Consider the following 24,945-nt stretch of genomic DNA (forward strand, 5'->3'; position numbering starts at 1 on the left):
ACAGCCATACGCCGCGCCGGGTACGTCCTATCCCACCTGGTCGGCACGGCCTGCGACTGGTCCGCACTCGGCATGACCTGCCGCGTCTGGACCGCACGGCGGGTGCAGAATGGGGAGTATGGGTGCATCGGACCTGACGAGGGCGAGCGCCGGCCTCCGGGTGGACACCACCGGGTGCTCGGTCGACGACCTGGTCTACTGTGGCGCCGTCCAGGTGGCCGCCGACTCGTCTGAGCCCTGGGACGGGATCGTCGAGCGGGCCGTCGCCGAGGGCTGGCTCGGCGTCGAGGCGCTGTCCGGGCTGCCCGGCTCCGTCGCGGACGTGACCCGCGCCAATGCGTCCGCATACGGCCAGTCGGTGAGCGACGCCGTCGTGTCCGTGCGGACCTGGGACCGATCCGTCGACCGGCAACGGACGTTCGCGGCCGTCGAGTGCGACTTCGGGCCCGGCTCGTCGCGGTTCACCGAACAACTCGCCGACGGGTCGCTGCGGTACGACCTCCGCGAGGTGACCCTCCTGCTCAAGCAGGGCGATCTCACCACCCCGGTCCGCGACGACGCGCTCGTCGCCAGGCTCGGCGTCGCGTCCGGTGACCGCGTGCCCCTCGACCTGGTGCGCCGCGCGGTGCTGGGCGGCTGACCGGGATCAGCCGGCGGCGACCGGACTCGTCACCTCCACGCCGTCGCGGTAGACCTGCTGCACCCGCAGGTCGGCATCGGTGACCACGACGTCGGCCCGGTAGCCCGTGCGCAACGCACCCACGTCCTCGAGGCCGAGCACGCCGGCCGGGGTCGCGGAGGCGGCCAGGACGGCCTCGCGAAGGCCCACACCGCCGTCGACCGTGGTCCGCACCACGTCGATCAGGTGCGCCGTGCCACCCGCGATCGAGCCACCCTCCACGAGCCGGGCCACGCCCGAGGTGACCTGCACGGCGAGCGCGCCGAGCAGGTACTGCCCGTCGGGCATGCCGGTCGCCGCCATCGCGTCGGTCACCAGCGCGATGTGCTCCGGGCCGACCAGGTCGAACACCTCCCGGACCAGGTCCGGGGACAGGTGCGTGCCGTCCCCGATCAGCTCGACCACGACCGCCCCCTGCCGGGCCAGTGCCAGCGCCGGTGGCACCGGGCCGGGGTCGCGGTGGTGGATAGGCCGCATGCCGTTGAACAGGTGCGTGATGGTGGGCCGCCTCCGGGCGGCTCCGGCCATGGCCTCGACGGCCTCGACCAGCGCGGCTCGCATCGCAGGGGCAGCGGCGTCGGTGTGCCCGAAGGAGGGCACCGCACCGGCGGCGATCAGGGCCTGTGCCACTCCCCCGGGACCGACCACGCCGGGCGAGTCGGGAGCGATCGTCATCGAGACCACGTGGCCGCGGCCGAGGGCGAGCAGGTCCGCGGTCAGCGCCGGATCCCCGTCCAGGAGCAGGGCCGGGTCGTGGGCGCCGCAGCGCACCTCGTTCAGGAACGGCCCCTCCAGGTGGATCCCGACGATCTCACCGGCGTCCGCGAGATCGGCGAGCGTGCTCACTCGGGCCCGGAGCGTGTCCGGGGCAGCGGTGACGAGGGACGCGACCATCCGGGTGGTGCCGTGCGTCAGGTGCTCGGTGACAGCCGGTCGGGCGGCCTCCGCATCCACGGCGTCCGGGAACCCGACCCCGGCGCCGCCGTGGTTGTGCAGGTCGACGAGGCCGGGCAGGATTGTGCGGCCCGACGGCGCCTGCGCGCTTGCGACGACGGCCGCGGCCGGCCCGCTCGCGCCGGCATCGGCGACCGGCCCCACCCAGGCGATCCGTCCGCCGTCGAGCACCACGACGCCGTCGTAGAGCACCGCTTCCGGCGTGACCACCCGCCCGCGCAGCACGATCGGATCCGGAGCGGGCGCGGTGGGCATCGACGATGACATGCACCCATTGTGACCGATCGCCGATGGCGGACGTGCCCGCCGTTCGGTACCCGCCCGGCGCCGGAACGGGATCAGAACAGGCGCGAGTCCACGTCGTCGATGCCGCGCATCGCCTCGTAGTCCAGCACCACGCAGCGGATGCCGCGGTCGGTGGCCAGCACCCGTGCCTGCGGCTTGATCTCCTGGGCGGCGAACACCCCGGCCACGGGAGCGAGCAGCGGGTCCCGGTTCATCAGCTCGAGGTAGCGGGTCAGCTGCTCCACGCCGTCGATGTCGCCGCGGCGCTTGATCTCCACGGCCACCGAGGTACCCGCGGCCGACCGGGCCAGGATGTCCACCGGACCGATCGCCGTCGGGTACTCCCGCCGGACCAGGGTGTGCCCGTCACCGAGCAGGGTGATCTGCTCGGCGAGCAGCTTCTGCAGGTGCGCCTCGACACCGTCCTTGACCAGGCCCGGGTCGACGCCGAGTTCCGTCGTGGTGTCCGAGTGCACCTCGTACAGGGAGACCACCAGACGGTCGTCGGTCTTGGTGTGCTGGACGGTCCAGACGCCGGTGACGCCCGCTTCCGCCTGGGCCTCGTCCGGGCCCGACTCGGCGAGCCGGCACGGCGGCGACATCCAGTTCAGCGGCTTGTACGAGCCGCCGTCGGAGTGCACCAGCACCGAACCGTCCGCCTTGACCATCAACACCCGACGGGCCAGCGGCAGGTGCGCCGTCAGCCGTCCCGAGTAGTCGACCGAGCAGTCGGCGATGACGATCCGCATGCGTGTGTTCCTTTCCGCGCCGGCCGCGAGCCGGGTGCGCGAGTGCCTGATCGACCCTGGTGGCTGGGCGACCGGGGGCGTGTCCTCAGACGATACGGGACGTGTTCGGGTCCGGCGGCGCTGCCTCGAGCCAGGACCGCAGGCCGTCCAGGGACTGGTCGTTCGCTGCGAGCAGGAACTCCTCGTCGCGGTAGACGCACCGGGCCTCGCTGACGCTGCTGAGGCGCCCGTCCAGCTCCCGCCGGGACCGGTCGAGGATGTCGAGCTCGCGCCGCTCCCACCGGGTGGTCGGGCGTAGCGACAGCGAGACCACCTCGTACCAGTCGAGGTGGTCTCTGGTGTAGCTGGCGATCCCGGCCAGCCAGCGGTTGCCGGTGTACTTGGCACACTCGAAGGATCCGACCCGGTGGCTGAGCGTGCGCAGCCGCCACAGGAACAGGGCGATCAGTACCAGGGCGAGCACGATCGCAACGGCTCCGACTGCGATCGCGATCCTCATCCAGTTGGCTCAGTTCTCGCCGGACGACTGGTCCTCGTTGGTGGTCGGATCGACCACGATGGTCACCGAGTCCTGGTCCACCGAGATGAACCCACCATCGACGTCCATGGTGATCGGCTCGCCGGAGGTTGGCCGGACCCGAACCACACCGCGGCGCAGCACGGCCAGGACCGGCTGGTGGCCGGTCAGGATGCCGAGGTCACCGTCGGCCGCGGGCGCGCCGATGCTCACCGCCTCGCCGGACCACCAGGTGCGGTCCGGGGACACAATCTCCACGTTGAGCGGCACGCCGCCCTCCTTCGTTCGATCATCGGACGGGCCGATCGGCGGCGCTCCTCGCGGTGCGCCGGCCGATCGGCCTACCGTTGTGCGGTCAGTTGATCTCGGACTGGATCCGGGCCCAGTTGCGCTCGAGATCCTCCAGGCCACCGATGTTGAAGAACGCCTGCTCCGAGACGTGATCGTACTCACCGGCGGCGATCTTGCCGAACGCCTCGATGGTCTCGGACAGCGGCACGGTGGAGCCGACCACCGAGGTGAACTTCTCCGCCATGTAGGTGTTCTGGGACAGGAACTGCTGGATCCGGCGGGCCCGGTTCACGGTGATCTTGTCCTCTTCGGACAGTTCGTCGATACCGAGGATCGCGATGATGTCCTGCAGTTCCTTGTTCTTCTGCAGGATCGCCTTCACCTGGGTGGCCACCCGGTAGTGCTCCTCGCCCACGTAGCGCGGGTCGAGGATCCGGGAGGTCGAGGCCAGCGGGTCCACGGCCGGGTAGAGACCCCGCGAGGCGATCTCACGGGAGAGCTCGGTGGTGGCGTCCAGGTGCGCGAACGTGGTGGCCGGCGCCGGGTCGGTGTAGTCGTCGGCCGGGACGTAGATCGCCTGCAGCGAGGTGATCGAGTGGCCGCGCGTCGAGGTGATCCGCTCCTGCAGCTGGCCCATCTCGTCGGCGAGGTTCGGCTGGTAGCCCACCGCGGACGGCATCCGGCCGAGCAGCGTGGAGACCTCCGAACCGGCCTGGGTGAACCGGAAGATGTTGTCGATGAACAGCAGCACGTCCTGCTTGCCCACGTCGCGGAAGTACTCCGCCATGGTCAGCGCGGACAGGGCCACGCGCAGACGCGTGCCCGGCGGCTCGTCCATCTGGCCGAAGACGAGGGCCGTCTTGTCGAAGACCCCGGCCTCCTCCATCTCGGCGATCAGGTCGTTGCCCTCGCGGGTGCGCTCGCCCACACCGGCGAACACGGACACACCGCCGTGGTCCTGGGCGACGCGCTGGATCATCTCCTGGATGAGCACGGTCTTGCCCACACCGGCGCCGCCGAACAGGCCGATCTTCCCGCCCAGCACATACGGCGTGAGCAGGTCGATGACCTTGATGCCGGTCTCGAACATCTGGGTCTTGGACTCGAGCTGGTCGAACGCCGGCGGCTGACGGTGGATCGACCAGCGCTCGGTGGGCTCGAACGTCTCGCCCTCGGCGAGGTTCAGGGGCTCACCGATCACGTTGAACACGCGACCCTTGGTGATGTCACCCACGGGCACCGAGATGGGCGAGCCGGTGTCGGTCACCTTGGAGCCGCGGACGAGGCCGTCGGTCGGCTTCAGCGCGATGGCGCGGACCATGTTGTCGCCCAGGTGCTGAGCCACCTCGAGGGTCATCTCGAAGGCGCCCTGCCCGTCACCCTGGGTGGACAGGTCCACCGTGGTCTTGAGGGCGTTGTACATCTCCGGGATGGCGTCCGGCGGGAACTCGATGTCGACGACGGGGCCGATCACGCGCGCGATGCGGCCCACGCCGGGGCCGCTCGCGCCCGGCGCCGTGGTGTCAGTGGCGGTAGCAGTCATGGATAGCGATCCTTCGGTGTGGTTGGTGCTCAGCTCGCGGCCAGGGCGTCGGCACCCGAGACGATCTCGCTGATCTCCTGGGTGATCTCGGCCTGCCTGGCCTGGTTGGCAAGCCGCGTGTAGTTGGTGATGATGTCCTGCGCGTTCTCGGTCGCGGTGTGCATCGCGCGCTGCCGGGCGGCGAGCTCGGAGGCCGCGGCCTGCAGCAGCGAGTTGAAGATCCGGCTCCGGATGTACCGCGGCAGCAGCGCGTCGAGCACCGCATCGGCGGACGGCTCGAACTCGTAGAGCGGCATGACCTCGTTGGTGGGCTCCGCCACGCCGTCCACGACCTCCAGGGGCAGCATGCGCAGCACCTGGGGCTCCTGGGAGACCATCGAACGGAACCGGGTGTAGACCACGTGCAGCTCGGCCACGCCACCGGCGTCGACCGGGGCCCGGAACGCGTCCAGCAGGGTCTGACCGATCTCCTCGGCCACCTCGACCCGGGGGTTGTCGGAGTCCCCGAGCCAGGTGCGCTCGAGCTCGATGCCACGGAAACCGTAGAAGCTCACGCCGCGTCGCCCGGTCACGTACAGGACCGGGTCCTTGCCGTCCTCGACCAGCTGCGCCCGCAGACGCTCCGCCTCGCGCAGCACCGTCGCCGAGTAGGCGCCGGCCATGCCGCGGTCGGAGGTGACCACGAGCAGTGCGACCCGGTTCGTGTCGGTCCGGTCCTTGGTCAGGACGTGGTCGACGTCCGTGTGCGAGGCCACGGCGGACACCGCGCGGGTGATGGCCCGCGTGTACGGGCTCGCCTTGACCGCGCGGTCCCGGGCCTTGCCGATCCGGGACGCGGCGATCAGCTCCATGGCGCGGAACATCTTCTTCAGCGTCTGGGTCGACTTGATCTTCTGCTTGTAGACCCGTTGTTGCCCGGCCATCGATCAGCCCCGCTTCTGCCGGACGATCTGCTCCTGGTCGATGTCCACGTCCTCGTCGGTTCCCTCGGTCTCCACGACGCTCTCGCCGTCGGAGGCGAGGAAGGTGGTCCGGAACTTGTCCGCGGCCTCCTCGAGCGCCTTCGTGGCGACGTCGTCGAGCTTGCCGGTGCTGACGATGGTGTCCAGCACGTCGGAGTGCCTACGGACGTAGTCGACCAGTTCCCGCTCGAAGCGGCGCACGTCGTGCAGCTCGACCTTGTCGAAGTACCCGTGCGTGCCGGCCCAGACCGAGACCACCTGCTCCTCGACCGGGAACGGTGAGTATTGGGGCTGCTTGAGCAGCTCCATGAGTCGCGCACCCCGGGTCAGCTGCTGGCGGGACGCCGGGTCCAGGTCGGAGGCGAACATCGCGAACGCCTCGAGCGAACGGTACTGCGCGAGGTCGATCTTCAGCGTCCCGGACACCGACTTCATCGCCTTCACCTGGGCGTCGCCACCCACACGCGAGACGGAGATACCCACGTCGACGGCGGGCCGCTGGTCGGCGTTGAACAGGTCCGACTGGAGGAAGATCTGGCCGTCGGTGATCGAGATGACGTTCGTCGGGATGTACGCCGACACGTCGTTCGCCTTGGTCTCGATGATCGGCAGGCCGGTCATCGAGCCGGCGCCGAGCTCGTCGGATAGCTTCGCGCAACGCTCGAGCAGGCGGGAGTGCAGGTAGAACACGTCGCCCGGGTAGGCCTCGCGGCCCGGCGGGCGGCGCAGCAGCAGGGACACGGCGCGGTAGGCCTCGGCCTGCTTGGACAGGTCGTCGAAGATGATGAGAACGTGCTTGCCGCCGTACATCCAGTGCTGACCGATGGCCGAGCCGGTGTAGGGCGCGATGTACTTGAAGCCGGCCGCGTCAGAGGCGGGAGCGGCCACGATGGTCGTGTACTCCAGCGCGCCGGCGTCCTCGAGGGCGCCGCGCACGGAGGCGATCGTGGAGCCCTTCTGGCCGATCGCGACGTAGATGCAGCGGACCTGCTTGTTGACGTCGCCGGTGTCCCAGTTCGCCTTCTGGTTGATGATCGTGTCCAGCGCGATCGCGGTCTTGCCGGTCTGCCGGTCGCCGATGATGAGCTGGCGCTGACCGCGCCCGATCGGGATCATCGCGTCGATGGCCTTGAGACCGGTCTGCAGCGGCTCGTGGACCGACTTACGGTCCATCACACCGGGAGCCTGGAGCTCGAGGGCGCGGCGGCCCTCCGTGGCGATCTCGCCGAGACCGTCGATCGGCTTGCCGAGCGGGTCCACGACGCGGCCGAGGTAGCCGTCGCCGACCGGCACCGAGAGCACCTCGCCGGTGCGGCGCACCGCCTGGCCCTCCTCGATACCGCTGAACTCGCCGAGGACCACCACACCGATGGACCGCACATCGAGGTTCAGCGCGAGGCCGAGAGTGCCGTCCTCGAACTTGAGCAGCTCGTTCGCCATGGCGCCGGGCAGTCCCTCGACCTGGGCGATACCGTCCGCCGCGAGGGTGACCGTGCCGACCTCCTCGGCCGCGCTACCGGCGGGCTCGTAGGAGTTCACGAAGCTGTCCAGCGCAGCCCGGATCTCCTCGGGCTTGATCGTCAGTTCAGCCATCTCTACGTCCTTCTCTTCTGACCGCCTCGTGGCGATCGGTTCGTCTCGTCAAGTGTGCGGGTGGTTCGGCCCCTGCGGAAGTCCGGCCGGATGACCGGGTCCTGGGCCGGGCGACTCAGCCGGCGAGCCGTCGCTGTGCCTCATCGAGGCGGGAGAGCATCGTGGCGTCGATGACCTCGTCACCGAGCTGGATCCGAAGACCCCCCACGACGGTGGGGTCCAGGGCGACGTTGACCTGCACGGCGCGCCCGTACGCCCGGGCGAGGATCTCGCCGAGGCGCGTGACCTGGACCTGCGTCAACGGGCGGGCGGCCGTCACCACGGCGACCAGCTGCTGGCGCCGTGCCGCGGCTGCCTCGTTGAGCCGGACCAGTGCCGCGGTCAGGGTGGGCGCCCGGTGCGTGCTGAGCGCCCGTTCGAGCAGAGCGGCGGTCTCGGGAGCCACACGGGCACCGAACAGGGACGTCAGCAGTCGCTGCCGGTCGGCAACGGTGCGGTCCTTGTCCGCCAGCGCGAGCCGCAGCTCGCGGTTGTCCGCGAGCAGCCGGATCGTGCGGAACAGTTCGTCCTCGACGCGGATGAGCTCGCCACGCGCTTCGGCGCCTGCGAGCAGCGACGTCGTGCCCAGCTGTTCGAGCGAGTCCGCCAGGTCACCCTCGGCCGACCACCGGGACCGCACCAGGCCTGCGAGCAGGTCCGCGACCTCGCCGCTGACCTTCGGCCCGAAGATGCCGGCCACGACAGCGGCCTTGTCCTCACCCGAGCGGGACGGGTCGGTCAGGGCGCGCCGCAGCGCGGCCGAGCTGTCCAGGACGTCGACCACACCGAACAGCTCGGTGCCGAACCGGAACGAGTCCGCCCCGGCCGTGCCGAGGACAGCCTCCCAGCGGTCGGTGGCGGCGGTGAGAGATCCCTGGCTACTCGCCCGCATCACGCCTCCTGGTCGCGGGACCCCGCGGCGCCCGAGGGCACGCCGGCGTCCAGTTCGTCCAGGAACCGGTCGATCACACGCGACTGGCGTGCGTCATCGGTGAGGGACTCCCCGACGATCCGCGACGCGAGCTCGGAGGCCAGGCCGCCGACCTCGGTGCGCAGCGAGACCACGGCCGCCTGACGCTCGGCATCGATCTGACGCTGGGCGTTCTCGGCGATCCGGTTGGCCTCCGTCTGAGCCTTGGCGCGTGCGTCGATGACGATCTGCCCACCGTCGCTGACGGCCTCCTCGCGGATGCCGGCGGCCTCCTTGCGAGCCTCGGCGAGCTCGCGCTCCACGTCGGCCTTCGCCGAGGCGGCCTCGGCCTGTGCCTTCTCGGCCAGGGCCAGACCGCCTTCGATCTTCGCCGTCCGCTCATCCAGGATCACGTTCAACTTCGGCAACAGGTACTTGAAGAAGAAGAATCCGATGATGACCGTGACCACCAGCGACCAGAAGATGTCATAGCCGGCGGGCAGCAGGACGTTCGGCGTGGCCTCGTCTGCATGAATCATGGGGTGCTCCAACGCCAGTGGGAAAGGACGATCAGGTGAACATCAGCCCGGCGACGAGGCCGAGCAGACCGAGCACCTCGATAAGGGCGGCACCGATCATCATGTTGGTGAAGAGCCGACCAGCGACCTCGGGCTGACGCGCCGTGGCGATCTGGGTCTGACCGATGACGATACCGAGACCGATACCGGGGCCGATCGTCGCGAGACCGTAACCGACGGTGGCGATGTTTCCGGTGATACCTTCCACTGCATTTCCTTCCTGAAGGCGCTCGGGGTGAGCGTCTGTGGTTCTGCGGACGGGGCGGCCCAGCGTGCGAGCCATGCCCTGGGAGAGAAGCTCAGTGCTCCTCTTCCAGAGCGAAATTGAGATAGATCGATGCGAGCAGGGTGAAGATGTAGGCCTGCAGCAGCGCCACGAACACCTCGAACAGCGTGATGAAGATGCCGCCGGCGAACGAGAGCGCGCTGGTGAGCTTGACCAGACCGCCACCCTCCAGGAGGAGGAAGTTCGTGGCGGAGAAGCACAGCACCAGCATCAGGTGACCGGCCATCATGTTCGCCAGCAACCGGATGGTCAGGGTGGCGGGACGGAGGACGAAGACCTGCAACGCCTCGATCGGTGTGATCAGCAGATACGCCGGCCATGGGATCCCGGGCGGGAAGAGCTGCGCCTTGAGGTACTTGCCCACGCCGTGCTTGCGCACACCGGCCGCGAGGTAGACCACCAGGACCCAGACGGCGAGCACCAGCGGCAGGCCCACCCGGGCGTTTCCGGAGATGTTCAGGAACGGGATCACCCCGGCGATGTTCATCGTCAGGACCGTGAAGAAGATCGTGGTCAGCATCGCCAGATAGGGCTTGGCCCGCTCGTGGCCGAGCACCTGCTCGGCGATCTGGACCCGGACGAACTCGACGCCGAGTTCGATGATGTTCTGGCCGCGACCGGGGACGAGCTTCGCACGCCGGATCCCGAGCCAGAGCAGCAGGAGCAGGACGACCATCATGATGACGCGGACCATCATGATCCGGTCGAAGCCCCACCAGGAGTCGAGATCGGTGCTGCCGAAGATGGCAGGCGGGAAGAACTCGTCGATCCCGGGGGCGTGGAAACCGCTGCCGGAGGAGTCCTCGGTCTCGGCCAGGATCGGCAGGGCGATGGCTGCGGTGGACAGGATTCTCTCCCCAGGGAGCATCGGGCCCAGCCCTGCTCGCTTGCACGGAGGCAGCGTCGCAGGAACCGAACTCAGGTGGGCTGGAAGTGACTGCGTTTAGAGTACCCGATGGCACTCGGTGGTTGTGACGAGGGTGTGAAGCCTCAGGCGCCGTCGCCGTCGCCCCGCGGCGCCGGATCCCGCGGCTCCGCGGGCTCCTCGGCGGCGCCGTTTTCGCCCGCTGAGCCGCCCGCAGAGGGCGAGCGACCCTCTACATCGGCAGGATCCGCCGTCGGGCCCTCATCCTCGGCTTGTGTCTCTTCTGTGGACGCCGTGGCGGTCGGGCTGACGTAGGGGATCTTCGCGGTGACGACCGTGTACAGCTCGACCACCAGCGAGGCGATCACCTGCACGAAGAGAGTGACGAGGAACACAGGCAGGGAGTAGAAGTCCTGTTCCCGGAGCCAGAGCAGGACCAGCGCGAGCAGGCCCATCTTGACGATCCAGCCACCGAGCAGGACGACCTGCAGCAGCTCCGGCCCGCGACCTGCGACGAGGTACAGGGCCGCGACCGTGGTCGCGGTGAAGAGCACCCCGATGGCGACGGCGACGAGCGCTCCCCACAGGCCCGGTAGGCCGGCCGCGAGCAGACCGACGACCGCACCCACGACGGCGATCGCGGCGCCGGCCAGGAGCAGCCGCCGCAGGACCTTCTTGATGAGGTCCAGCACCGCCGCGGTGCGGATGTACTTGTCGTTCAGGAAGGTCGGTTCGCTCACGGGAATCTCTCGGTCTACTGGTGCGGCCGGGCGTCGGTCGGTGGTCAGGGGCCGGGCGGGTGCGTGACGGGCTCGTCGGCCTCCTGGGCCGCCCGGTCACGACGTGGTCGCAGCGCCGCGAACGGCAGCCGGACCACGGTGATGATGGTGGCCAGCAGCGCGCCGGCGACGAAGCATGCGAGCACCACCCAGACCGGGAACACGATGAGGGCGGCCGCACTGAACGCGACCACCGCGGTCCACACGTACATGATCAGGACCGCGCGCCGGTGCGAGTGCCCGTGGTCGAGGAGCTTGTGGTGCAGGTGGGTGCGGTCGGCGTGGAACGGTGACTTGCCGCTGAGCAGCCGGCGGCCGGCAGTCACGGCCACGTCCATCAGCGGCAGCAGCAGCACCGCGACCGGCAGGATGATCGGCACGAACGCGGGCAGCGCCTGCTCGGTCTCGAGGATCGCGGGGTTGATCTGACCGGTGACCATGATGCCGGCGGCCGCGACGGTGAGGCCGAGCAGCATCGCCCCCGAGTCGCCCATGAAGATGCGCGCCGGGTGGAAGTTGTGGGGCAGGAACCCCAGGCAGACGCCCACCACCGACGCCATCAGCACGGTCGCAAGGTTCGAGAAGTCCGTCGGGTTGTTGTTCACCGTGAGCAGGTAGGTGTAGACGAAGAACGCGATGCCGCCGATGGCGACCACCCCGGAGGCGAGCCCGTCCAGCCCGTCCACCCAGTTCACCGCGTTCACGGCGATCACGACGACGAGCACCGTCACCAGCAGGGACAGCCGGGGCGAGCCGATGACGAGCCCGAAGATCGGGAACTGGACGAGCTGGACGCCCTGCCAGGCCATCAGGCCGGCGATCAGGACCTGCCCGACGAGCTTCGTGATCCAGTCCAGGTCCCAGATGTCGTCAGCGGCGCCGAGCAGGCACACCAGCGCGCCACAGCCGAGGATCGCCCACGGCACCCTGCCTGCGAAGACGTCCTCGAGGAACGGCATCCGGGAGGCCACCACGAACGCCACCGCGAGGCCCGCGAACATCGCCAGGCCACCCATGCGCGGCGTCGGGACCGCGTGGACGTCGCGGTCCCGCACCGGTGTCACGGCACCGGTGCGTTGGGCGATGAGCCGGGCGAGCGGGGTCGCCAGGTACGTCGCCGCGGCGGCGATCGCCATGATGAGGAGGTAAAGCCTCACGGCTGGGCGGCACCGGGTTCGGACTGCGGCCGGCCGGCCGCGGCGGTGTCGCCGGACTCGGTCACGTCACCCTCGCCGGTGTCGCCGGACTCGGTCACGTCGCCCTCGACGGCGTCGCCGGACTCGGTCGCGTCGCCTTCGACGGCGTCGCCGGACTCGGTCGCGTCGCCTTCGACGGCGTCGCCGGACTCGGTCGCGTCACCCTCGACGGCGTCGCTCACCTGCGTCTCTTCACCCTCGACGGCGTCGCTCACCTCGGCCTCGACGGTAGCGAGCTCCTCGTCGTCGAGGATCTCGGGCACGATCGCACCGAGGTCCTCACGGCTCAGGGCGCCCTCGCGCACGATCCGAAGGTTCTCGCCGGTCGCGTCGACGATGGTGGAGGGCACGCTCCCCCGAGCCGGGCCGCCGTCGAGGTAGACCTTCACGGTGCGCAGGAGCTGGTCATGCGCCTCGGCGGCGGTCTGCGCGGCGGGGTTGCCGGTCCGGTTCGCGCTCGAGACCGCGAGCGGGCCGGTGCGGCGGAGCAGGTCCAGGGCGATCTCGTCGTCCGGCATCCGCAGCGCGACGGTGCCGTTCGTGTCGCCGAGGTCCCAGTGCAGGCTGGGCTGGGCGCGCAGGATCACCGTGAGCGGGCCCGGCCAGAACTCGGTCACGAGTTCGCGCACCGACTCGGGGATCTCGGTGGCGAGCCCGTCGAGCGTGTTCAGGTCCCCGACGAGCACGGGCGGCGGCATCTGCCGGCCCCGGCCCTTGGCCCGCAGCAACGCGGCCACGGCCTTGGGGGTGAAGGCGTCCGCGGCGATCCCGTAGACGGTGTCGGTCGGCAGGACGACCAGCCCACCACTGGCGAGCGCCTCGACGGCGGCGTCCAGGTGCGGGCCGCGCTCCGCGGCATCGGTGCAGTCCCTCAGTTCTACGTCACTCACGCGGGCGAGTCTTTCATGTCCGGCGGCTCATCGGCACCGACCGGACCGGCGGCACGGTGTGTGCGCGGCGTGGGAAGGTGTCCAGGTGACGACCACCACCCGCCCGGCGCTGTCGAAGGTACTCACCCGGCTCGCGTTCGCGGCGGCCGTCGTCGGCCAGGTGCTGGCGCTGTACTGGCCGCGGGTGGACATCCCGGGCGACGGCGTCCCCGGCACCGACAAGGCCGTCCACGTGCTGATCTTCGCCGCCGTGATGGCCACCGGACTCCTCGCGGGGATCCCGGCGAAGTGGCTCGCGCTCGGGCTCGCGGCGCACGCGGTCCTCAGTGAGCTGATCCAGCACCTCGCGCTCCCGAACCGCAGCGGCGATCTGCTCGACCTCGTCGCCGACCTGGTCGGGATCGCCCTCGGCTGGTACGTGATCGCCTACGTCCGACGGCACAGCACCGCCCGGACCGCGCCGTCGGCCTGACCTCCTGGTCGGTCGACCGCCGGTCAGCGCCGGGTCGCGACGACCATCCGGTCACGGTCGGTCAGGTCCGCCACGGTGTGGACGTCGGTGAACGCGCCGGTGGCATCGACGTCGACGCGGACCGCCGCCGCCTGCACCTGCGCGTGTTCCATCACGAACGTCCCGCCCGGGCGCAGCAGCCGGACCGCCACCCGCACGACGGCGCGGGGCACCTCGAGCCCGTCCGCGCCACCGCCGTACAGAGCGAGGTCCGGGTCGTGATCGCGCACCTCGGGATCGATCGGCACCGCGTCCGGCGGGATGTAGGGCGGGTTAGACACGAGCACGTCGACGGCGCCGTCGAGCTCGGCGAGCAGGCTCGCGTCGCGCACGTCGCCGGCCAGGACCCGCACGGCGAGGCCGAGGCGGTCGGCGTTGGCGCGGGTGAGCGCCACCCCCTCCGGCGAGAGCTCCACCGCGGTGACCTGCGCCCCCGGGACCTCGTGCGCGACGGAGAGCGCGATCGGGCCGCCGCCGGTGCACAGGTCCACCACGACCGCAGCCGATGGGACCCCGGCCGAGGAGTCCGTACCTGCCACCAAGGCCTGCGCGGCGTCGATCGCCACCTGCGCGACCGTCTCGGTCTCGGGGCGCGGCACGAAGACGCCGGGCCGCACGGTCAGATCGAGGTGACGGAACGCGGCGGTGCCGGTGAGGTGCTGCAGCGGTTCCCGCAGCCGGCGGCGCTCCACGAGTGCCGCGTACCGGGCGGCGAAGTCCGGGGGCAGCGGGGGCGCCATCGCCAGGACCAGGTTGGGCACCCCGAGCGCATGCCCGGCCAGCGCGATGGCGTCCACGCGCGGCGAGGGCACGCCGGCCTCGGCGAGCACCGCCGTCGCCCCGGCCACCAGGGCGCGAAGGTCCGGCAGGCCCCGCGTGCCCGGCCGGTCCGGCACGGCCTCAGGCACCCGCGGCGGCCAACCGCTCGGCCTCGTCCAACGCGATGGCGGAGGCGATGACCGGGCCGAGGTCGCCGTCGAGCACCTGGTCGAGGTTGTACGCCTTGTACCCGGTCCGGTGATCGGCCACCCGGTTCTCGGGGTAGTTGTAGGTGCGGATCCGCTCGCTGCGGTCCACCGTGCGCACCTGGGAGCGGCGCACCTGGGCGGCCTCGGCCGCGGCGGCCTCCTGTTGTGCGGCGAGCAGCCGGGCGCGCAGCACCCGCATCGCCTGCTCCCGGTTCTGCAGCTGCGACTTCTCGTTCTGCATCGAGACCACGATCTGCGTGGGCACGTGGGTGATCCGCACGGCGGAGTCCGTGGTGTTCACGCTCTGCCCGCCGGGACCGGAGGACCGGTACACGTCGATCCGTAGGTCGTTCGGGTCGATCTCGATCTCCCCGGCGTCCTCGACCTCGGGGAACACGAGCACGCCCGCAGCGGAGGTGTGGATCCGGCCCTGCGACTCGGTCACCGGAACCCGCTGGACCCGGTGCACGCCGCCCTCGTACTTCAGGTGCGCCCAGACCCCATCGGCAGGGTCGGCGGCCCGCGACTTCACCGCGACCGAGACGTCCTTGTACCCACCCAGGTCGGACTCGGTGGCGCCGATGATCTGCGTGGACCAGCCCTGCCGCTCGGCGAACCGCAGGTACATGCGCAGCAGGTCGCCGGCGAACAGGGCGGACTCCTCGCCACCCTCGCCGGCCTTCACCTCGAGGATCACGTCGCGGCCGTCGTCGGGGTCGCGGGGCACGAGGACGTGGCGCAGGCTCTCGGCGGCTGCGTCGGCGGCCTCCCGCAGCGGCGCCACCTCCTCGGCGAACGCCGGGTCCTCGACCGCGAGTTCCGCGGCTGCGACAGCGTCCTCCTCGGCCGCCCGCCAGGCCCGGTGGGCCGCGACGATCCGGCCGAGCTCGGCGTACCGGCGCCCGAGCGAGCGGGCCCGCGCCTGGTCCGCGTGCACGGCCGGGTCAGCCAGGGTCGACTCGATCTCGGCGTACTCGGCCAACAACGGGTCGACGACTGCGAAGTCCTCGCTCATGCACTTCCTCCTGCTCGATCACTCCCCTGGCGTGTCCGGAACCGCCCGGGTCGCTAACTGAGCTCGGAGGATGCCGACGGGTGGCCCGGCGTGGTCTTCTGCACGGTCAGCAGGAACTCCGCGTTCGAGCCGGAGTCGCGCAGTTTGGACTGCAGCAGCTCGATCGCCTGCTGCTGGTCGAGGCCGCCCATGACCCGGCGGAGCTTCCAGATGATCTTCAGCTCGTCGGGGGAGACCAGGATCTCCTCGCGTCGGGTACCGGAGGCGTTGACGTCCACGGCGGGGAAGATCCGCTTGTCCGCGAGCTGGCGGGACAACCGCAGCTCCATGTTCCCGGTGCCCTTGAACTCCTCGAAGATCACCTCGTCCATCTTCGAGCCGGTCTCCACCAGGGCGGAGGCGAGGATGGTCAGCGAGCCGCCGTGCTCGATGTTGCGCGCGGCCCCGAAGAACCGCTTCGGTGGGTACAGCGCGGACGCGTCCACACCACCGGAGAGGATCCGCCCGGAGGCCGGGGCCGCCAGGTTGTAGGCGCGGGACAGCCGGGTCAGCGAGTCCAGCAGCACCACGACGTCCTGGCCGAGCTCGACCAGGCGCTTGGCCCGCTCGATCGCGAGCTCCGCGACGATCGTGTGGTCGGTGGCCGGCCGGTCGAACGTGGAGGAGACCACCTCGCCCTTGACCGTGCGCTCCATGTCCGTGACCTCTTCGGGCCGCTCGTCCACGAGCACCACCATGAGGTGCACCTCAGGGTTGTTGGCCGTGATGGCGTTCGCGATCTGCTGCATGATGATCGTCTTGCCGGCCTTCGGGGGCGCGACGATCAAGCCGCGCTGGCCCTTCCCGATCGGGGCGACCAGGTCGATGATCCGGGCCGTGATGAGGTTCGGGCGGCTCTCCAGGCGCAGTCGCTCCTGCGGGTACAGCGGGGTGAGCTTGCTGAACTCGGGCCGCTCGAGGGCCTCCTCGGCGGGCGCCCCGTTGACCGTGTCCAGGCGGACCAGCGCGTTGAACTTCTGCCGCTGGTTGCCGGCGTTCTCGCCCTCGCGGGGCTGACGCACGGCGCCGGTGATGGCGTCCCCGCGGCGCAGGCCGTTCTTCTTGACCTGGCCGAGCGAGACGTACACGTCGTTCGGGCCGGGCAGGTAGCCGCTGGTGCGCACGAATGCGTAGTTGTCGAGGATGTCCAGGATCCCGGCGACGGGCAGCAGCACGTCGTCCTCGCTGATCTCGATCTCGTCCTCGCCGGTGGACTCGCCACCCCTGACCGGACGGCGCTTGCGGTCGCGGTCCCGGTCGCGATCCCGGTCGCGGTAGCGGTCCCGGCCGCGGCGCCGACGGGAGCCACGCTCGTCGTCGTCGTCCGCGCCGCCGTGGTCGCGCTCGCCGTCGCCACGCTCGTTGTCGATCCGGCGGCCCTCGGGCAGCTGGATGTCGTCAAGGGATGGGCGGCGCTGGGCCTGGGTACGGCCCTGCTCCGACTGGCCGTTGCCGCTCGAGGTGTCCTCGCCCCGCTCGGGCACGAGCGAGGAGAGGTCCAGCTGCGGCTGGTCGCCGTCGTTGCCACGCCCGCGCTGGCGGGACCGCGGCGCACGGGACTCCTGAGCCGGAGCGGCATCGGACTCGGTGCGCTCCTGCGGTCGCGTGGTGTCCCGCTGGGGTGCGGTGGCGCGGCGGCTGCGGGTGGTGCGCTGCTGCGCAGTGCTTCCCGACGGCGGTGCCTCGGTCGCACCGTCGGCCTGCGGCGTCGCGGTGTCGCCGCCGACAGGGCGCGCGGCGCGCCGTTGGCGCTGCTGCGTTGCCTCGGCCCGGCCGGAGTCCGCACCGTCGCGCGAGCGCTCGGCGGCCGGTGCCTGGGCGGTCGCGGGCTGTGCGGTCGGTGCCTCGGCGGTCGCGGGCTGTGCGGCCGGCGCCTCGGCGGTCGTGGGCTGGGCCGCAGCGGCTGCGGGCTGGGCGTCCTGCCCGTCCGGTGCCGCGGGCTCGGTGGAGCGGCTACGCGCCGGGCGGCGCGTCGGCGCACCGTCGGTCGCAGCGGCAGCGCCGGCATCGCCGCCGGTGCGGGCCGCGCGGATCGCGGTGACGAGGTCACCCTTGCGCATCTTCGCGGTGCCCTTGAGCCCCAGCTCGGCAGCGAGCGCTTGGAGTTCGGGCAGTCGCAGCGAGGACAACGCACCGCCTCGACCGGAGCCGGTCGAGGTGTTGATCGTTTCGGTCACGGGGTTCCTTCCCCCTAGATGTGCCGGGCCGTGCCCGGCTGGTACTGACTCCGGGTCTCGGACCCGGGTGGTTTCCGCCACGCGCCGACGCGACCGGGCAGGTGCTCGGGAGCGAGGTTCGGGGCGGTGTCATCACGTGGGCCGTGCGGGTACGCATCAGGCCCGTCGATGCGCGGCCAGCCTACCACCGTGGCTGGTTGGGGCTCACGAATTTCCGCCACGTCGGGCACTGGCCTGCGGCCGGACTCACCGGGCCAGGATCTGGGCACCGTCACGGTCGATCCGGGGGTGCAGCACCCGCCACCGGCCGGCCAGCTCCGCTTCCAGCTCGGGACCGACATCGGCAAGCACGAGGACGCTCGGACCCGCACCGGAGATCACCGCCGGCAGCCCACGTTCGCGCAGCCGGTGCACGAGCGCGACGCTGGCCATCATCGCGTCCGCCCGGTGGTCCTGGTGCAGCCGGTCCTCGGTGGCCGCCATCATCAGGTCCGGCCTGGACGTCAGCGCCAGGGTCAGCAACCCGGCCCGGCCGGCGTTGAACGCGGCATCGGCGTGGGCGACCGTGCGCGGGAGCGCGGCCCTGGCCCGGTGGGTGGCCAGCCGTTCGGTGGGGATGAGCACGGTGCAGGCGATCTCCGGGTGCACCTCGATGCGGGCGGCCCGTGCCTCGGGTCCCATCCACGCGATCGTGGCCCCGCCGAGCAGCGCCGGCGCCGCGTTGTCCGGATGGCCCTCGAACTCGGTGGCCAGTTCCAGGACGGCATCGTCCGCCAGTGCGTCCGGGTCACCGATCAGCGCGCGGGCGGCGACCAGCCCGGCCACCACCGCACCGGCGCTGGAACCCATCCCACGACCGTGCGGGATCGCGTTCACGCACCTCAGGTGCAGGCCGGCCTGCGGCGCCCCGGCGTACTCCAGACCGGCCCGCAACGCGCGCACCACAAGGTGCGTCTCGCCGTCGGGCACCTCACCGGCGCCCTCGCCGGTGACCTCGACGGCGGTCGCACCGGTCGTGGCGCGCACGTGCACCACGTCGTGGATCCGGTGGGCGAGACCGAACGCGTCGAAACCGGGACCGAGGTTGGCACTGGTCGCGGGGACGCGCACCGAGGCCTGGTCGTACAGCAGGCGCATGGCGTCAGTTCAGACCGAGGGCCCGGGCGGCGGCGTCGACATCCACACCGATCACCCGCGGCTCGATGACGGTGTCCCCGAGTGCGGTCGCGGTGTCCTTGAGACCGTTCCCGGTGACCGTGCAGACCACCTGCGCGCCGCTGGGCACGTCCCCGGCCTCGGCCCGCACGAGCAGGCCTGCCACGCTGGCCGCGGACGCGGGCTCCACGAACACGCCGACCTCGCGGGCGATCAGGGCCTGCGCGTCCAGGATCTGCGCGTCGGTGACGGCGTCGATGCGGCCGCCGGAGTCGTCCCGGGCGGCCACGGCCAGGTCCCAGGAGGCCGGGTTCCCGATCCGGATCGCGGTCGCGACCGTCTCGGGATGCTCGATCGGCTCGCCCTTGACGAACGGCGCGGCGCCCTCGGCCTGAACGCCCCACATCATCGGGGTGCGGGACGCGAGGCCGTCGGCGGCGTACTCGCGGTAGCCCATCCAGTACGCGGAGATGTTGCCGGCGTTGCCGACCGGCAGCACGTGGATCTGCGGAGCGTCGCCGAGCGCGTCGACGACCTCGAATGCGGCCGTCTTCTGCCCCTGCAGGCGGTAGGGGTTCACCGAGTTCACGAGGGCGACGGGGTAGTTCTCGGCGAGCGAGCGCACGATCCGCAGGCAGTCGTCGAAGTTGCCGTCCACGGCAAGCAGCGTGGCCCCGTGGACGATCGCCTGGGCGAGCTTGCCGGCGGCGATCTTGCCCTGCGGCAGCACCACGGCGCAGCCGAGGCCCGCACGGACCGCGTACGCGGCGGCCGAGGCGGAGGTGTTCCCGGTCGAGGCGCACACGACGATCTCGGTGCCGGTCCCGGCGACCTTGCTCATCGCCATCGTCATGCCCCGGTCCTTGAAGGACCCGGTGGGGTTGGCCCCCTCCACCTTCAGGTGCACCTGCGCGCCGGTGGCGGCCGACAGCGACGGCGAGTGCACCAGCGGGGTGCCGCCCTCGCCGAGCGTGACCACCGGGTCACCGTCCTCGATCGGCAGACGGTCGGCGTACTCGGCGATCACACCGCGCCAGGGCTTGGCCATCAGATTCCTTCCACGCGCAGGACCGAACTGATCCTGAGGACGACGTCGAGCGTATCCAATGCGGCGAGGGTCGCGGCGAGCGCCGACTCGCTCGCCTCGTGGGTACCGATGACCAACTCGGCCGGCCCCCCGGGCAGTCCCTGCTGGCGCACCGTCTCGAAGGAGACGCCGTGCTCGGCGACGGCGGTCGCGACCTCGGCGAGCACGCCCGGCCGGTCCGCGATCGCCATCCGGATCTGGAAGCGGGTGTGGATCTGGTCCGACCCCAGCGGCGTCAGTTCGGCGTACCGGGACTCCGACGGCGCCTTGCCGCCGCTGACGCGGTTGCGCGCTGCGGCGACGAGGTCACCGAGCACGGCGCTCGAGGTGGCCACGCCTCCCGCGCCGGCGCCGTAGAACATCAGGGTCCCGGCCGCCTCGGCCTCGACCAGCACCGCGTTGAACGGTCCGCGCACGTTGCCGAGCGGGTGCTCGACCGGCACGAGCGCCGGGTACACCCGGACCGCCACTCCCGCGCGCCCACCGGCCTCGCGCCGCTGTTCGGCGACGGCGAGGAGCTTGATGACGTGCCCGGTCTGCGCCGCGGACGCGATGTCCTCCGGGGTGATCGCGGTGATGCCCTCGGCGCTGACGTCGCTGAGCGCGATCCTGCTGTGGAAGGCGAGCGCAGCCAGGATGGCAGCCTTCGCGGCGGCGTCGAGACCTTCGACGTCGGCGGTCGGGTCCGATTCGGCGTAGCCGAGCTCCTGGGCCTGCCGCAGAGCCGCGGCGAAGTCCAGCTCGTTCGTGGTCATCTCGTCGAGGATGTAGTTGGTGGTGCCGTTGACGATGCCGAGGACCCGGTTGATCCGGTCCCCCGCCAGCGACTCGCGCACCCCGCGCACCACCGGCACCGCACCCGCGACGGCCGCCTCGTAGAACAGGTCCACGCGCGCCTCGTCCGCCGCCTCGTACAGCTCCGGCCCGTGCTGGGCCAGGAGTGCCTTGTTCGCGGTGATGACGCCGGCGCCGGCGCGAAGCGCGTCCAGGATCAGGGTCCGGGCGGGCTCGATGCCGCCCATCACCTCCACAACCAGGTCGGCGCCGGCGATCAGCGCGGCCGGGTCGTCGGTGAGCAGGCCGCGGGGCACCACCGGGTCCCGGTCGGTATCCAGGGAACGGACCGCGATCCCGGTCAGTTCCAGAGCGGCCCCGGTGCGCGCCGAGAAGTCGGTGGTGTGCTCGAGGAGGCGGCGGACCACCTCCGTACCGACCACGCCGCAGCCGAGGACGGCGACACGCAGGGGGGCGGGGGCGTCGTTCATGATCTCCTTCGACGTGCACACGCACGCGCTGGTTCGCTTCGGGGGTCGCCTCAGGATAGGACTCCGGGACGCGCCCGCGGGCAGGGCGTCGAGGAGTGGACACCACCCTCACCCCATGTCGAGCGCGAGCACGTCCTCGATCGTCTCCCGCCGCACGATCTCGCGGGCCTGCCCGTCGGCGACGGCGACCACGCCGGCCCGCGGGATGAGGTTGTAATTGCTCGCCATCGACCGTCCGTAGGCGCCGGTGGCGGGCACCGCGAGCAGGTCGCCCGCGTCGATGTCCGCGGGCAGCAGCACGTTCCGGACCACGATGTCCCCGCTCTCGCAGTGCTTGCCGACGACCCGGGCGGTCACCGCGGGGGCGGTCGAAGCGCGGGAGCCGAGCTCGGCGTGGTAGTCCGCGTCGTAGAGCGCGGTGCGGATGTTGTCGCTCATGCCGCCGTCGACGGCCACGTACAGCCGGCTCCCGCCGTCGTCGAGGACCACCGGCTTGACGGTGCCCACGGTGTACAGCGTGATCATGGTGGGCCCGACGATCGCCCGGCCCGGCTCGAAGGACAGCCGGGGCAGGGTGGTCCCGAGCGCCTCCGCCTCGGCGGCCAGCAGCCCGGCCAGGTCCGCGGCCAGGGCCGCGACGTCCACACCCTCCTCGCCGGGTACGTAGGCGATGCCGAAGCCGCCGCCGAGGTCCACCTCGGGCAGCAGTACGCCGGTGCGGTCGGCGAACTCGGCCCGCAGGCCGAGCAGCGCGCGAGCTGCCTCGCCGAAGCCTGCCGGATCCAGGATCTGCGAGCCGATGTGGGAGTGCAGGCCGAGCAGGTCGAGCCGGTCGTCCGCGTGGATCCGCTCCAGGGCCTCCAGGGCCGCCCCGCTGGCGAGCGAGAGCCCGAACTTCTGGTCCTCATGGGCGGTGGCGATGAACTCGTGCCCGCCGGCGTGCACCCCGGTGGTCACCCGCACCATGACGGGTGCCCGGACCCCGAGCTCGGCGGCGATCGAGCCGACGAGCTCGATCTCGGGCAGGGAGTCGATGACGATCCGGCCGACCCCGTGCCCGAGCGCCAGCCTGATCTCCGCGGCGGACTTGTTGTTCCCGTGCAGGCCGATGTCCGCACCGGGGATGCCCGCGGCGATCGCGGTCGCCAGCTCGCCGTGTGCGGCGGTGTCGATGCGCAGCCCCTCGGCGTGCACCCAGCGCGCCACGGCGGTGCTCAGGAACGCCTTGCTGGCGTAGTAGACGTCGACGCCCACACCGAGGGGGGCGAACGCCCCGACGAATGCGTCCCGGTATCGGGCCGCCCGCGCGCGCAGGTCCGCCACGTCGAGCAGGAACGACGGCGTCCCGTAGGTCTCGGCGAGTTCGGTCACCGGCATCCCGGCGAGGCTGAGCACGCCGTCGGTCACGCGCACGTTCGCGGGCCACAGCTGGGGGTCGGTCGGGTGCGTCACAGGTGCTCCGGAGCGTCGAGGCCGAGGATCGCCAGCCCACCGGCCAGGACCGGGGTGGCAGCGTCGTTCAGGCAGAGTCGGGATCGGTGCGCCGAGGTTATCGCTCCGGCGCCGCGTGGGGTCACCCTGGTCATCTCGAACCAGGCCCGGTGGGCGGCGGCGGTGCGGTCCAGGTGCGCGATCACCGGGTCCGGGCGGTGCGCCTCGCCCGCCCGGGCGATCGCGTCGCGGGAGCCGGCGAGGCAGAGGACGAGGTCGCGAGCTCCGGGCTCGTCGACCAGGCTCGTCAGGGCAGCCCCACGGGAGGCGTCGCCGTCAGACCAGGGTCGTACGCCGTGGGCGTGGGCGGCCCGGGTGAGGTTGCGGGCGCGGGCGTGCGCGAGGCGGGCGGCGGCGGCGCGCGCGGGAGCCACCGGGACGGAGGTCGATGCGTCGAGGGCCCCCGGGTCGCGGTGGGCGTCGAGCAGGTCCTCGACCACGCGGGCGAGCGCCGCGGAGGTGACCGACACCAGGACGTGACCGTCCCGTGCCCAGGCGTCCGCGACTCCGTCGGCGCCACGGACCTCCCCGGCCAGGGCGAGCGCCAGGGCTTCGGCGAGGTCCATCCGGTCGAGCCGCTGGGCGAGGATCCGGGCGGCGGCGCTCGTGAAGTCGGCCCGCTGCCCTCGCGCCGTCGGGCGCTGGGCACGGAAGACCCGCGGGTCACCGACCGCGGCCGCGAGTACCGCCGCAGTGCCGGGCACCGAGGCCACGGAACCTGTCAGACCGAGCCGCCGGACGCCGTCGGGCTGTCCCAGGAGCCGGGCGAACCCGGCTGCGAGGGCCGCGCCCACCTCCTCCTGCCACACGCCGCGAGCGTATCGCTCGCGGCGTGTGCGACTGCGCGGTTGCCGATCGGCAGGACCGATCCGGTCCGTGCGGTCAGACCGGCAGGCCGAGGTAGAAGTCGAACGCCGCGTTGTCCTGCGCGGGTCCGCTCACGTGGAAGACCACCGCGGTGTCGTACCACCAGACGATGTCGAGGGTGGTGCCATCGGAGAAGTCCAGCCGGGTGCCGCTCTGGTCCTCCTCCCAGACGTAGGACTCGTAGATCTGCTCGCCAAGGGTCGCGGACAGCTCCGCCGCGTACGCGTCGGCTTCCGCCTCGGTCGCGAACGCGACTGCGGTCATGGTGACGTCGCCCGGGTCACCCACGAACGTGCCCGTGTACGCCTCGGTGGCCGCGGCGGGCGCGGGGGTGATGCCGTCGGCGACGGACCAGCCGGCGTCGTCGATGGCCCACACGCCGCCGAGGTCGTCGCCCCCGGTGATGATCTCGACCCGTGAGGTGAGCTCGTCGTAGAGTTCGCCGCTCGGCTCGTCCGTCGGGTCGTCGGTCGGGTCGTCCGTCGGGTCGTCCGTCGGATCGTCGGTGGGCCCCTGCGATGTGGTGGTGCCGCCCGCGGTGGGGTCCTCGCCGCCACCGCCGCCGAAGAGCTGGATCGCGAAGAACACGATCGCGCCGAGCACCACGACACCGCCGATGACGGCCCCGATCACGACGCCGCGGTTGCTCTTGGTCGGCCCGCCGGGTCCGCCCGGTCCGTAGCCGGGCGTGCCGGGCTGGCCGTAGCCACCCTGCTGAGGCTGGCCATAGCCACCCTGCTGAGGCTGGCCATAGCCACCCTGCTGAGGCTGGCCGTAGCCACCCTGCTGAGGCATGGACGACTGTCCGTACCCACCCTGCTGCGGCTGGCCGTAGCCGCCCGTCGGAGGCATCGACGACTGCCCGTAACCCTGGCCGTACGCCTGGGCCGGATCCTGGCCGAACGACTGGGTGGGCTGGTCGGGTGACGGTTGGCCGAAGCCGTACTCCGGACCGTCGGAGGCTGCGCCCGGTTCGCCCTGGGGGCGGCCGTACGGGTCCTCGGGTGGGTTCTGGCTCATCTCGCCCTCCGCTTGGTATGTGTGTCGATCCCGGCGCCGTCGCTGGTGCGCTCGCCGGGCTTCCCCTGATCTGGCCCATGGTAGGCGCGCGGCGAGCCCGAGGAGGTACGCGTCCATGGGAAGAACTGCACCCCCGGCTCTGGGCCCTTGCTCGTCCCTCTCCCGGTGTGATCCTCGCCTCCCGCGCTGCCCCGACCCCGCGCCACGACGCCGGTGCGGCCCGGTTCGCGCGCT

25 protein-coding genes are annotated in these 24,945 nt (G+C 71.6%); 2 read left to right on the forward strand and 23 right to left on the reverse strand.

The window, feature by feature from the left end; translation table 11 throughout:
* The first annotated feature begins 118 nt into the window (after positions 1-118).
* Complete coding sequence (locus KCQ71_RS09110; protein ID WP_223405048.1) at positions 119-640, forward strand: UDP-N-acetylmuramate dehydrogenase; 522 nt, start codon at positions 119-121, stop codon at positions 638-640.
* 6 nt (positions 641-646) lie between these two features.
* On the opposite strand, the gene KCQ71_RS09115 is transcribed toward KCQ71_RS09110, so the two are convergent.
* The 14 genes from KCQ71_RS09115 to KCQ71_RS09180 form a co-directional block, all read right to left on the reverse strand.
* Complete coding sequence (locus KCQ71_RS09115; protein WP_223405050.1) at positions 647-1,900, reverse strand: N-acetylglucosamine-6-phosphate deacetylase; 1,254 nt, start codon at positions 1,898-1,900, stop codon at positions 647-649.
* A 71-nt stretch (positions 1,901-1,971) separates the two neighbouring features.
* Entirely contained in the window at positions 1,972-2,667 is a 696-nt protein-coding gene (gene nucS, locus KCQ71_RS09120; protein WP_223405052.1) for an endonuclease NucS, read from the reverse strand.
* A gap of 85 nt (positions 2,668-2,752) precedes the next feature.
* Positions 2,753-3,166, reverse strand: a complete 414-nt coding sequence (locus KCQ71_RS09125; protein WP_223405054.1) for a DUF2550 family protein — start codon at positions 3,164-3,166, stop codon at positions 2,753-2,755.
* Positions 3,167-3,175: 9 nt separating this feature from the next.
* A complete protein-coding gene (locus KCQ71_RS09130) occupies positions 3,176-3,454 on the reverse strand; it encodes a F0F1 ATP synthase subunit epsilon (RefSeq protein WP_223405056.1) in 279 nt (92 codons plus the stop codon).
* An 85-nt stretch (positions 3,455-3,539) separates the two neighbouring features.
* Positions 3,540-5,018: a F0F1 ATP synthase subunit beta gene (gene atpD / locus KCQ71_RS09135; RefSeq protein WP_223405058.1), complete on the reverse strand. Its 1,479-nt coding sequence runs from the start codon at positions 5,016-5,018 to the stop codon at positions 3,540-3,542.
* A gap of 29 nt (positions 5,019-5,047) precedes the next feature.
* Positions 5,048-5,941 carry a F0F1 ATP synthase subunit gamma gene (locus KCQ71_RS09140; protein WP_223405060.1) on the reverse strand — a complete coding sequence of 298 codons (894 nt, stop codon included), beginning with the start codon at positions 5,939-5,941 and terminating at the stop codon, positions 5,048-5,050.
* Positions 5,942-5,944: 3 nt separating this feature from the next.
* On the reverse strand, positions 5,945-7,573 hold the full coding sequence (atpA, locus tag KCQ71_RS09145) for a F0F1 ATP synthase subunit alpha (RefSeq protein ID WP_223405062.1): 1,629 nt from the start codon (positions 7,571-7,573) through the stop codon (positions 5,945-5,947).
* Between the two features lie 115 nt (positions 7,574-7,688).
* Positions 7,689-8,504, reverse strand: a complete 816-nt coding sequence (locus KCQ71_RS09150) for a F0F1 ATP synthase subunit delta (protein WP_223405064.1) — start codon at positions 8,502-8,504, stop codon at positions 7,689-7,691.
* Entirely contained in the window at positions 8,504-9,061 is a 558-nt protein-coding gene (locus tag KCQ71_RS09155; protein WP_223405066.1) for a F0F1 ATP synthase subunit B, read from the reverse strand. The genes KCQ71_RS09150 and KCQ71_RS09155 overlap by 1 nt, the downstream gene beginning before the upstream one ends.
* 31 nt (positions 9,062-9,092) lie before the next feature.
* On the reverse strand, positions 9,093-9,383 hold the full coding sequence (atpE, locus tag KCQ71_RS09160; RefSeq protein ID WP_443683100.1) for an ATP synthase F0 subunit C: 291 nt from the start codon (positions 9,381-9,383) through the stop codon (positions 9,093-9,095).
* Between the two features lie 16 nt (positions 9,384-9,399).
* Positions 9,400-10,254 (reverse strand): F0F1 ATP synthase subunit A, encoded by an 855-nt coding sequence (gene atpB, locus KCQ71_RS09165; protein ID WP_223405068.1) that lies wholly within the window; start codon positions 10,252-10,254, stop codon positions 9,400-9,402.
* Positions 10,255-10,376: 122 nt separating this feature from the next.
* A complete protein-coding gene (locus KCQ71_RS09170; RefSeq protein ID WP_223405070.1) occupies positions 10,377-10,991 on the reverse strand; it encodes a Cg1360 family ATP-synthase-associated protein in 615 nt (204 codons plus the stop codon).
* 44 nt (positions 10,992-11,035) lie between these two features.
* Positions 11,036-12,166, reverse strand: a complete 1,131-nt coding sequence (locus tag KCQ71_RS09175; RefSeq protein WP_249422794.1) for an MraY family glycosyltransferase — start codon at positions 12,164-12,166, stop codon at positions 11,036-11,038.
* 17 nt (positions 12,167-12,183) lie between these two features.
* Positions 12,184-13,116 (reverse strand): L-threonylcarbamoyladenylate synthase, encoded by a 933-nt coding sequence (locus tag KCQ71_RS09180; RefSeq protein WP_372453979.1) that lies wholly within the window; start codon positions 13,114-13,116, stop codon positions 12,184-12,186.
* 85 nt (positions 13,117-13,201) lie between these two features.
* On the opposite strand from KCQ71_RS09180, the gene KCQ71_RS09185 reads away from it, so the two are divergent.
* Positions 13,202-13,588, forward strand: coding sequence for a VanZ family protein (locus KCQ71_RS09185; RefSeq protein WP_223405073.1), 387 nt, complete (start codon positions 13,202-13,204; stop codon positions 13,586-13,588).
* A 23-nt stretch (positions 13,589-13,611) separates the two neighbouring features.
* Here KCQ71_RS09185 and prmC read toward each other — a convergent pair whose 3' ends face one another.
* From prmC to KCQ71_RS09230, 9 genes are all read right to left on the reverse strand, one after another.
* A complete protein-coding gene (gene prmC / locus KCQ71_RS09190) occupies positions 13,612-14,535 on the reverse strand; it encodes a peptide chain release factor N(5)-glutamine methyltransferase (protein ID WP_223405075.1) in 924 nt (307 codons plus the stop codon).
* The gene (prfA, locus tag KCQ71_RS09195) at positions 14,528-15,610 is read right to left on the reverse strand and encodes a peptide chain release factor 1 (RefSeq protein ID WP_223405077.1); all 1,083 of its coding nucleotides are present in this window, start codon (positions 15,608-15,610) and stop codon (positions 14,528-14,530) included. Before prfA ends, prmC begins: the two co-directional genes overlap by 8 nt.
* Before the next feature lie 53 nt (positions 15,611-15,663).
* Positions 15,664-17,826: a transcription termination factor Rho gene (gene rho / locus KCQ71_RS09200; protein ID WP_223405079.1), complete on the reverse strand. Its 2,163-nt coding sequence runs from the start codon at positions 17,824-17,826 to the stop codon at positions 15,664-15,666.
* 246 nt (positions 17,827-18,072) lie between these two features.
* Entirely contained in the window at positions 18,073-18,963 is an 891-nt protein-coding gene (gene thrB / locus KCQ71_RS09205; RefSeq protein WP_223405081.1) for a homoserine kinase, read from the reverse strand.
* 4 nt (positions 18,964-18,967) lie between these two features.
* A complete protein-coding gene (gene thrC / locus KCQ71_RS09210; protein WP_223405083.1) occupies positions 18,968-20,029 on the reverse strand; it encodes a threonine synthase in 1,062 nt (353 codons plus the stop codon).
* Positions 20,029-21,333: a homoserine dehydrogenase gene (locus tag KCQ71_RS09215; protein WP_223405085.1), complete on the reverse strand. Its 1,305-nt coding sequence runs from the start codon at positions 21,331-21,333 to the stop codon at positions 20,029-20,031. Before KCQ71_RS09215 ends, thrC begins: the two co-directional genes overlap by 1 nt.
* A 108-nt stretch (positions 21,334-21,441) precedes the next feature.
* The gene (gene lysA, locus KCQ71_RS09220; RefSeq protein ID WP_223405087.1) at positions 21,442-22,785 is read right to left on the reverse strand and encodes a diaminopimelate decarboxylase; all 1,344 of its coding nucleotides are present in this window, start codon (positions 22,783-22,785) and stop codon (positions 21,442-21,444) included.
* Positions 22,782-23,633, reverse strand: coding sequence for a DALR anticodon-binding domain-containing protein (locus tag KCQ71_RS09225; protein ID WP_223405089.1), 852 nt, complete (start codon positions 23,631-23,633; stop codon positions 22,782-22,784). Before KCQ71_RS09225 ends, lysA begins: the two co-directional genes overlap by 4 nt.
* 73 nt (positions 23,634-23,706) lie before the next feature.
* Positions 23,707-24,711 carry a hypothetical protein gene (locus tag KCQ71_RS09230; RefSeq protein WP_223405091.1) on the reverse strand — a complete coding sequence of 335 codons (1,005 nt, stop codon included), beginning with the start codon at positions 24,709-24,711 and terminating at the stop codon, positions 23,707-23,709.
* Positions 24,712-24,945: the final 234 nt, after the last annotated feature.

Origin of the sequence: Occultella gossypii (genome assembly GCF_019947135.1) — a bacterium.
Taxonomy (GTDB): Bacteria; Actinomycetota; Actinomycetes; order Actinomycetales; family Beutenbergiaceae; genus Occultella; species Occultella gossypii.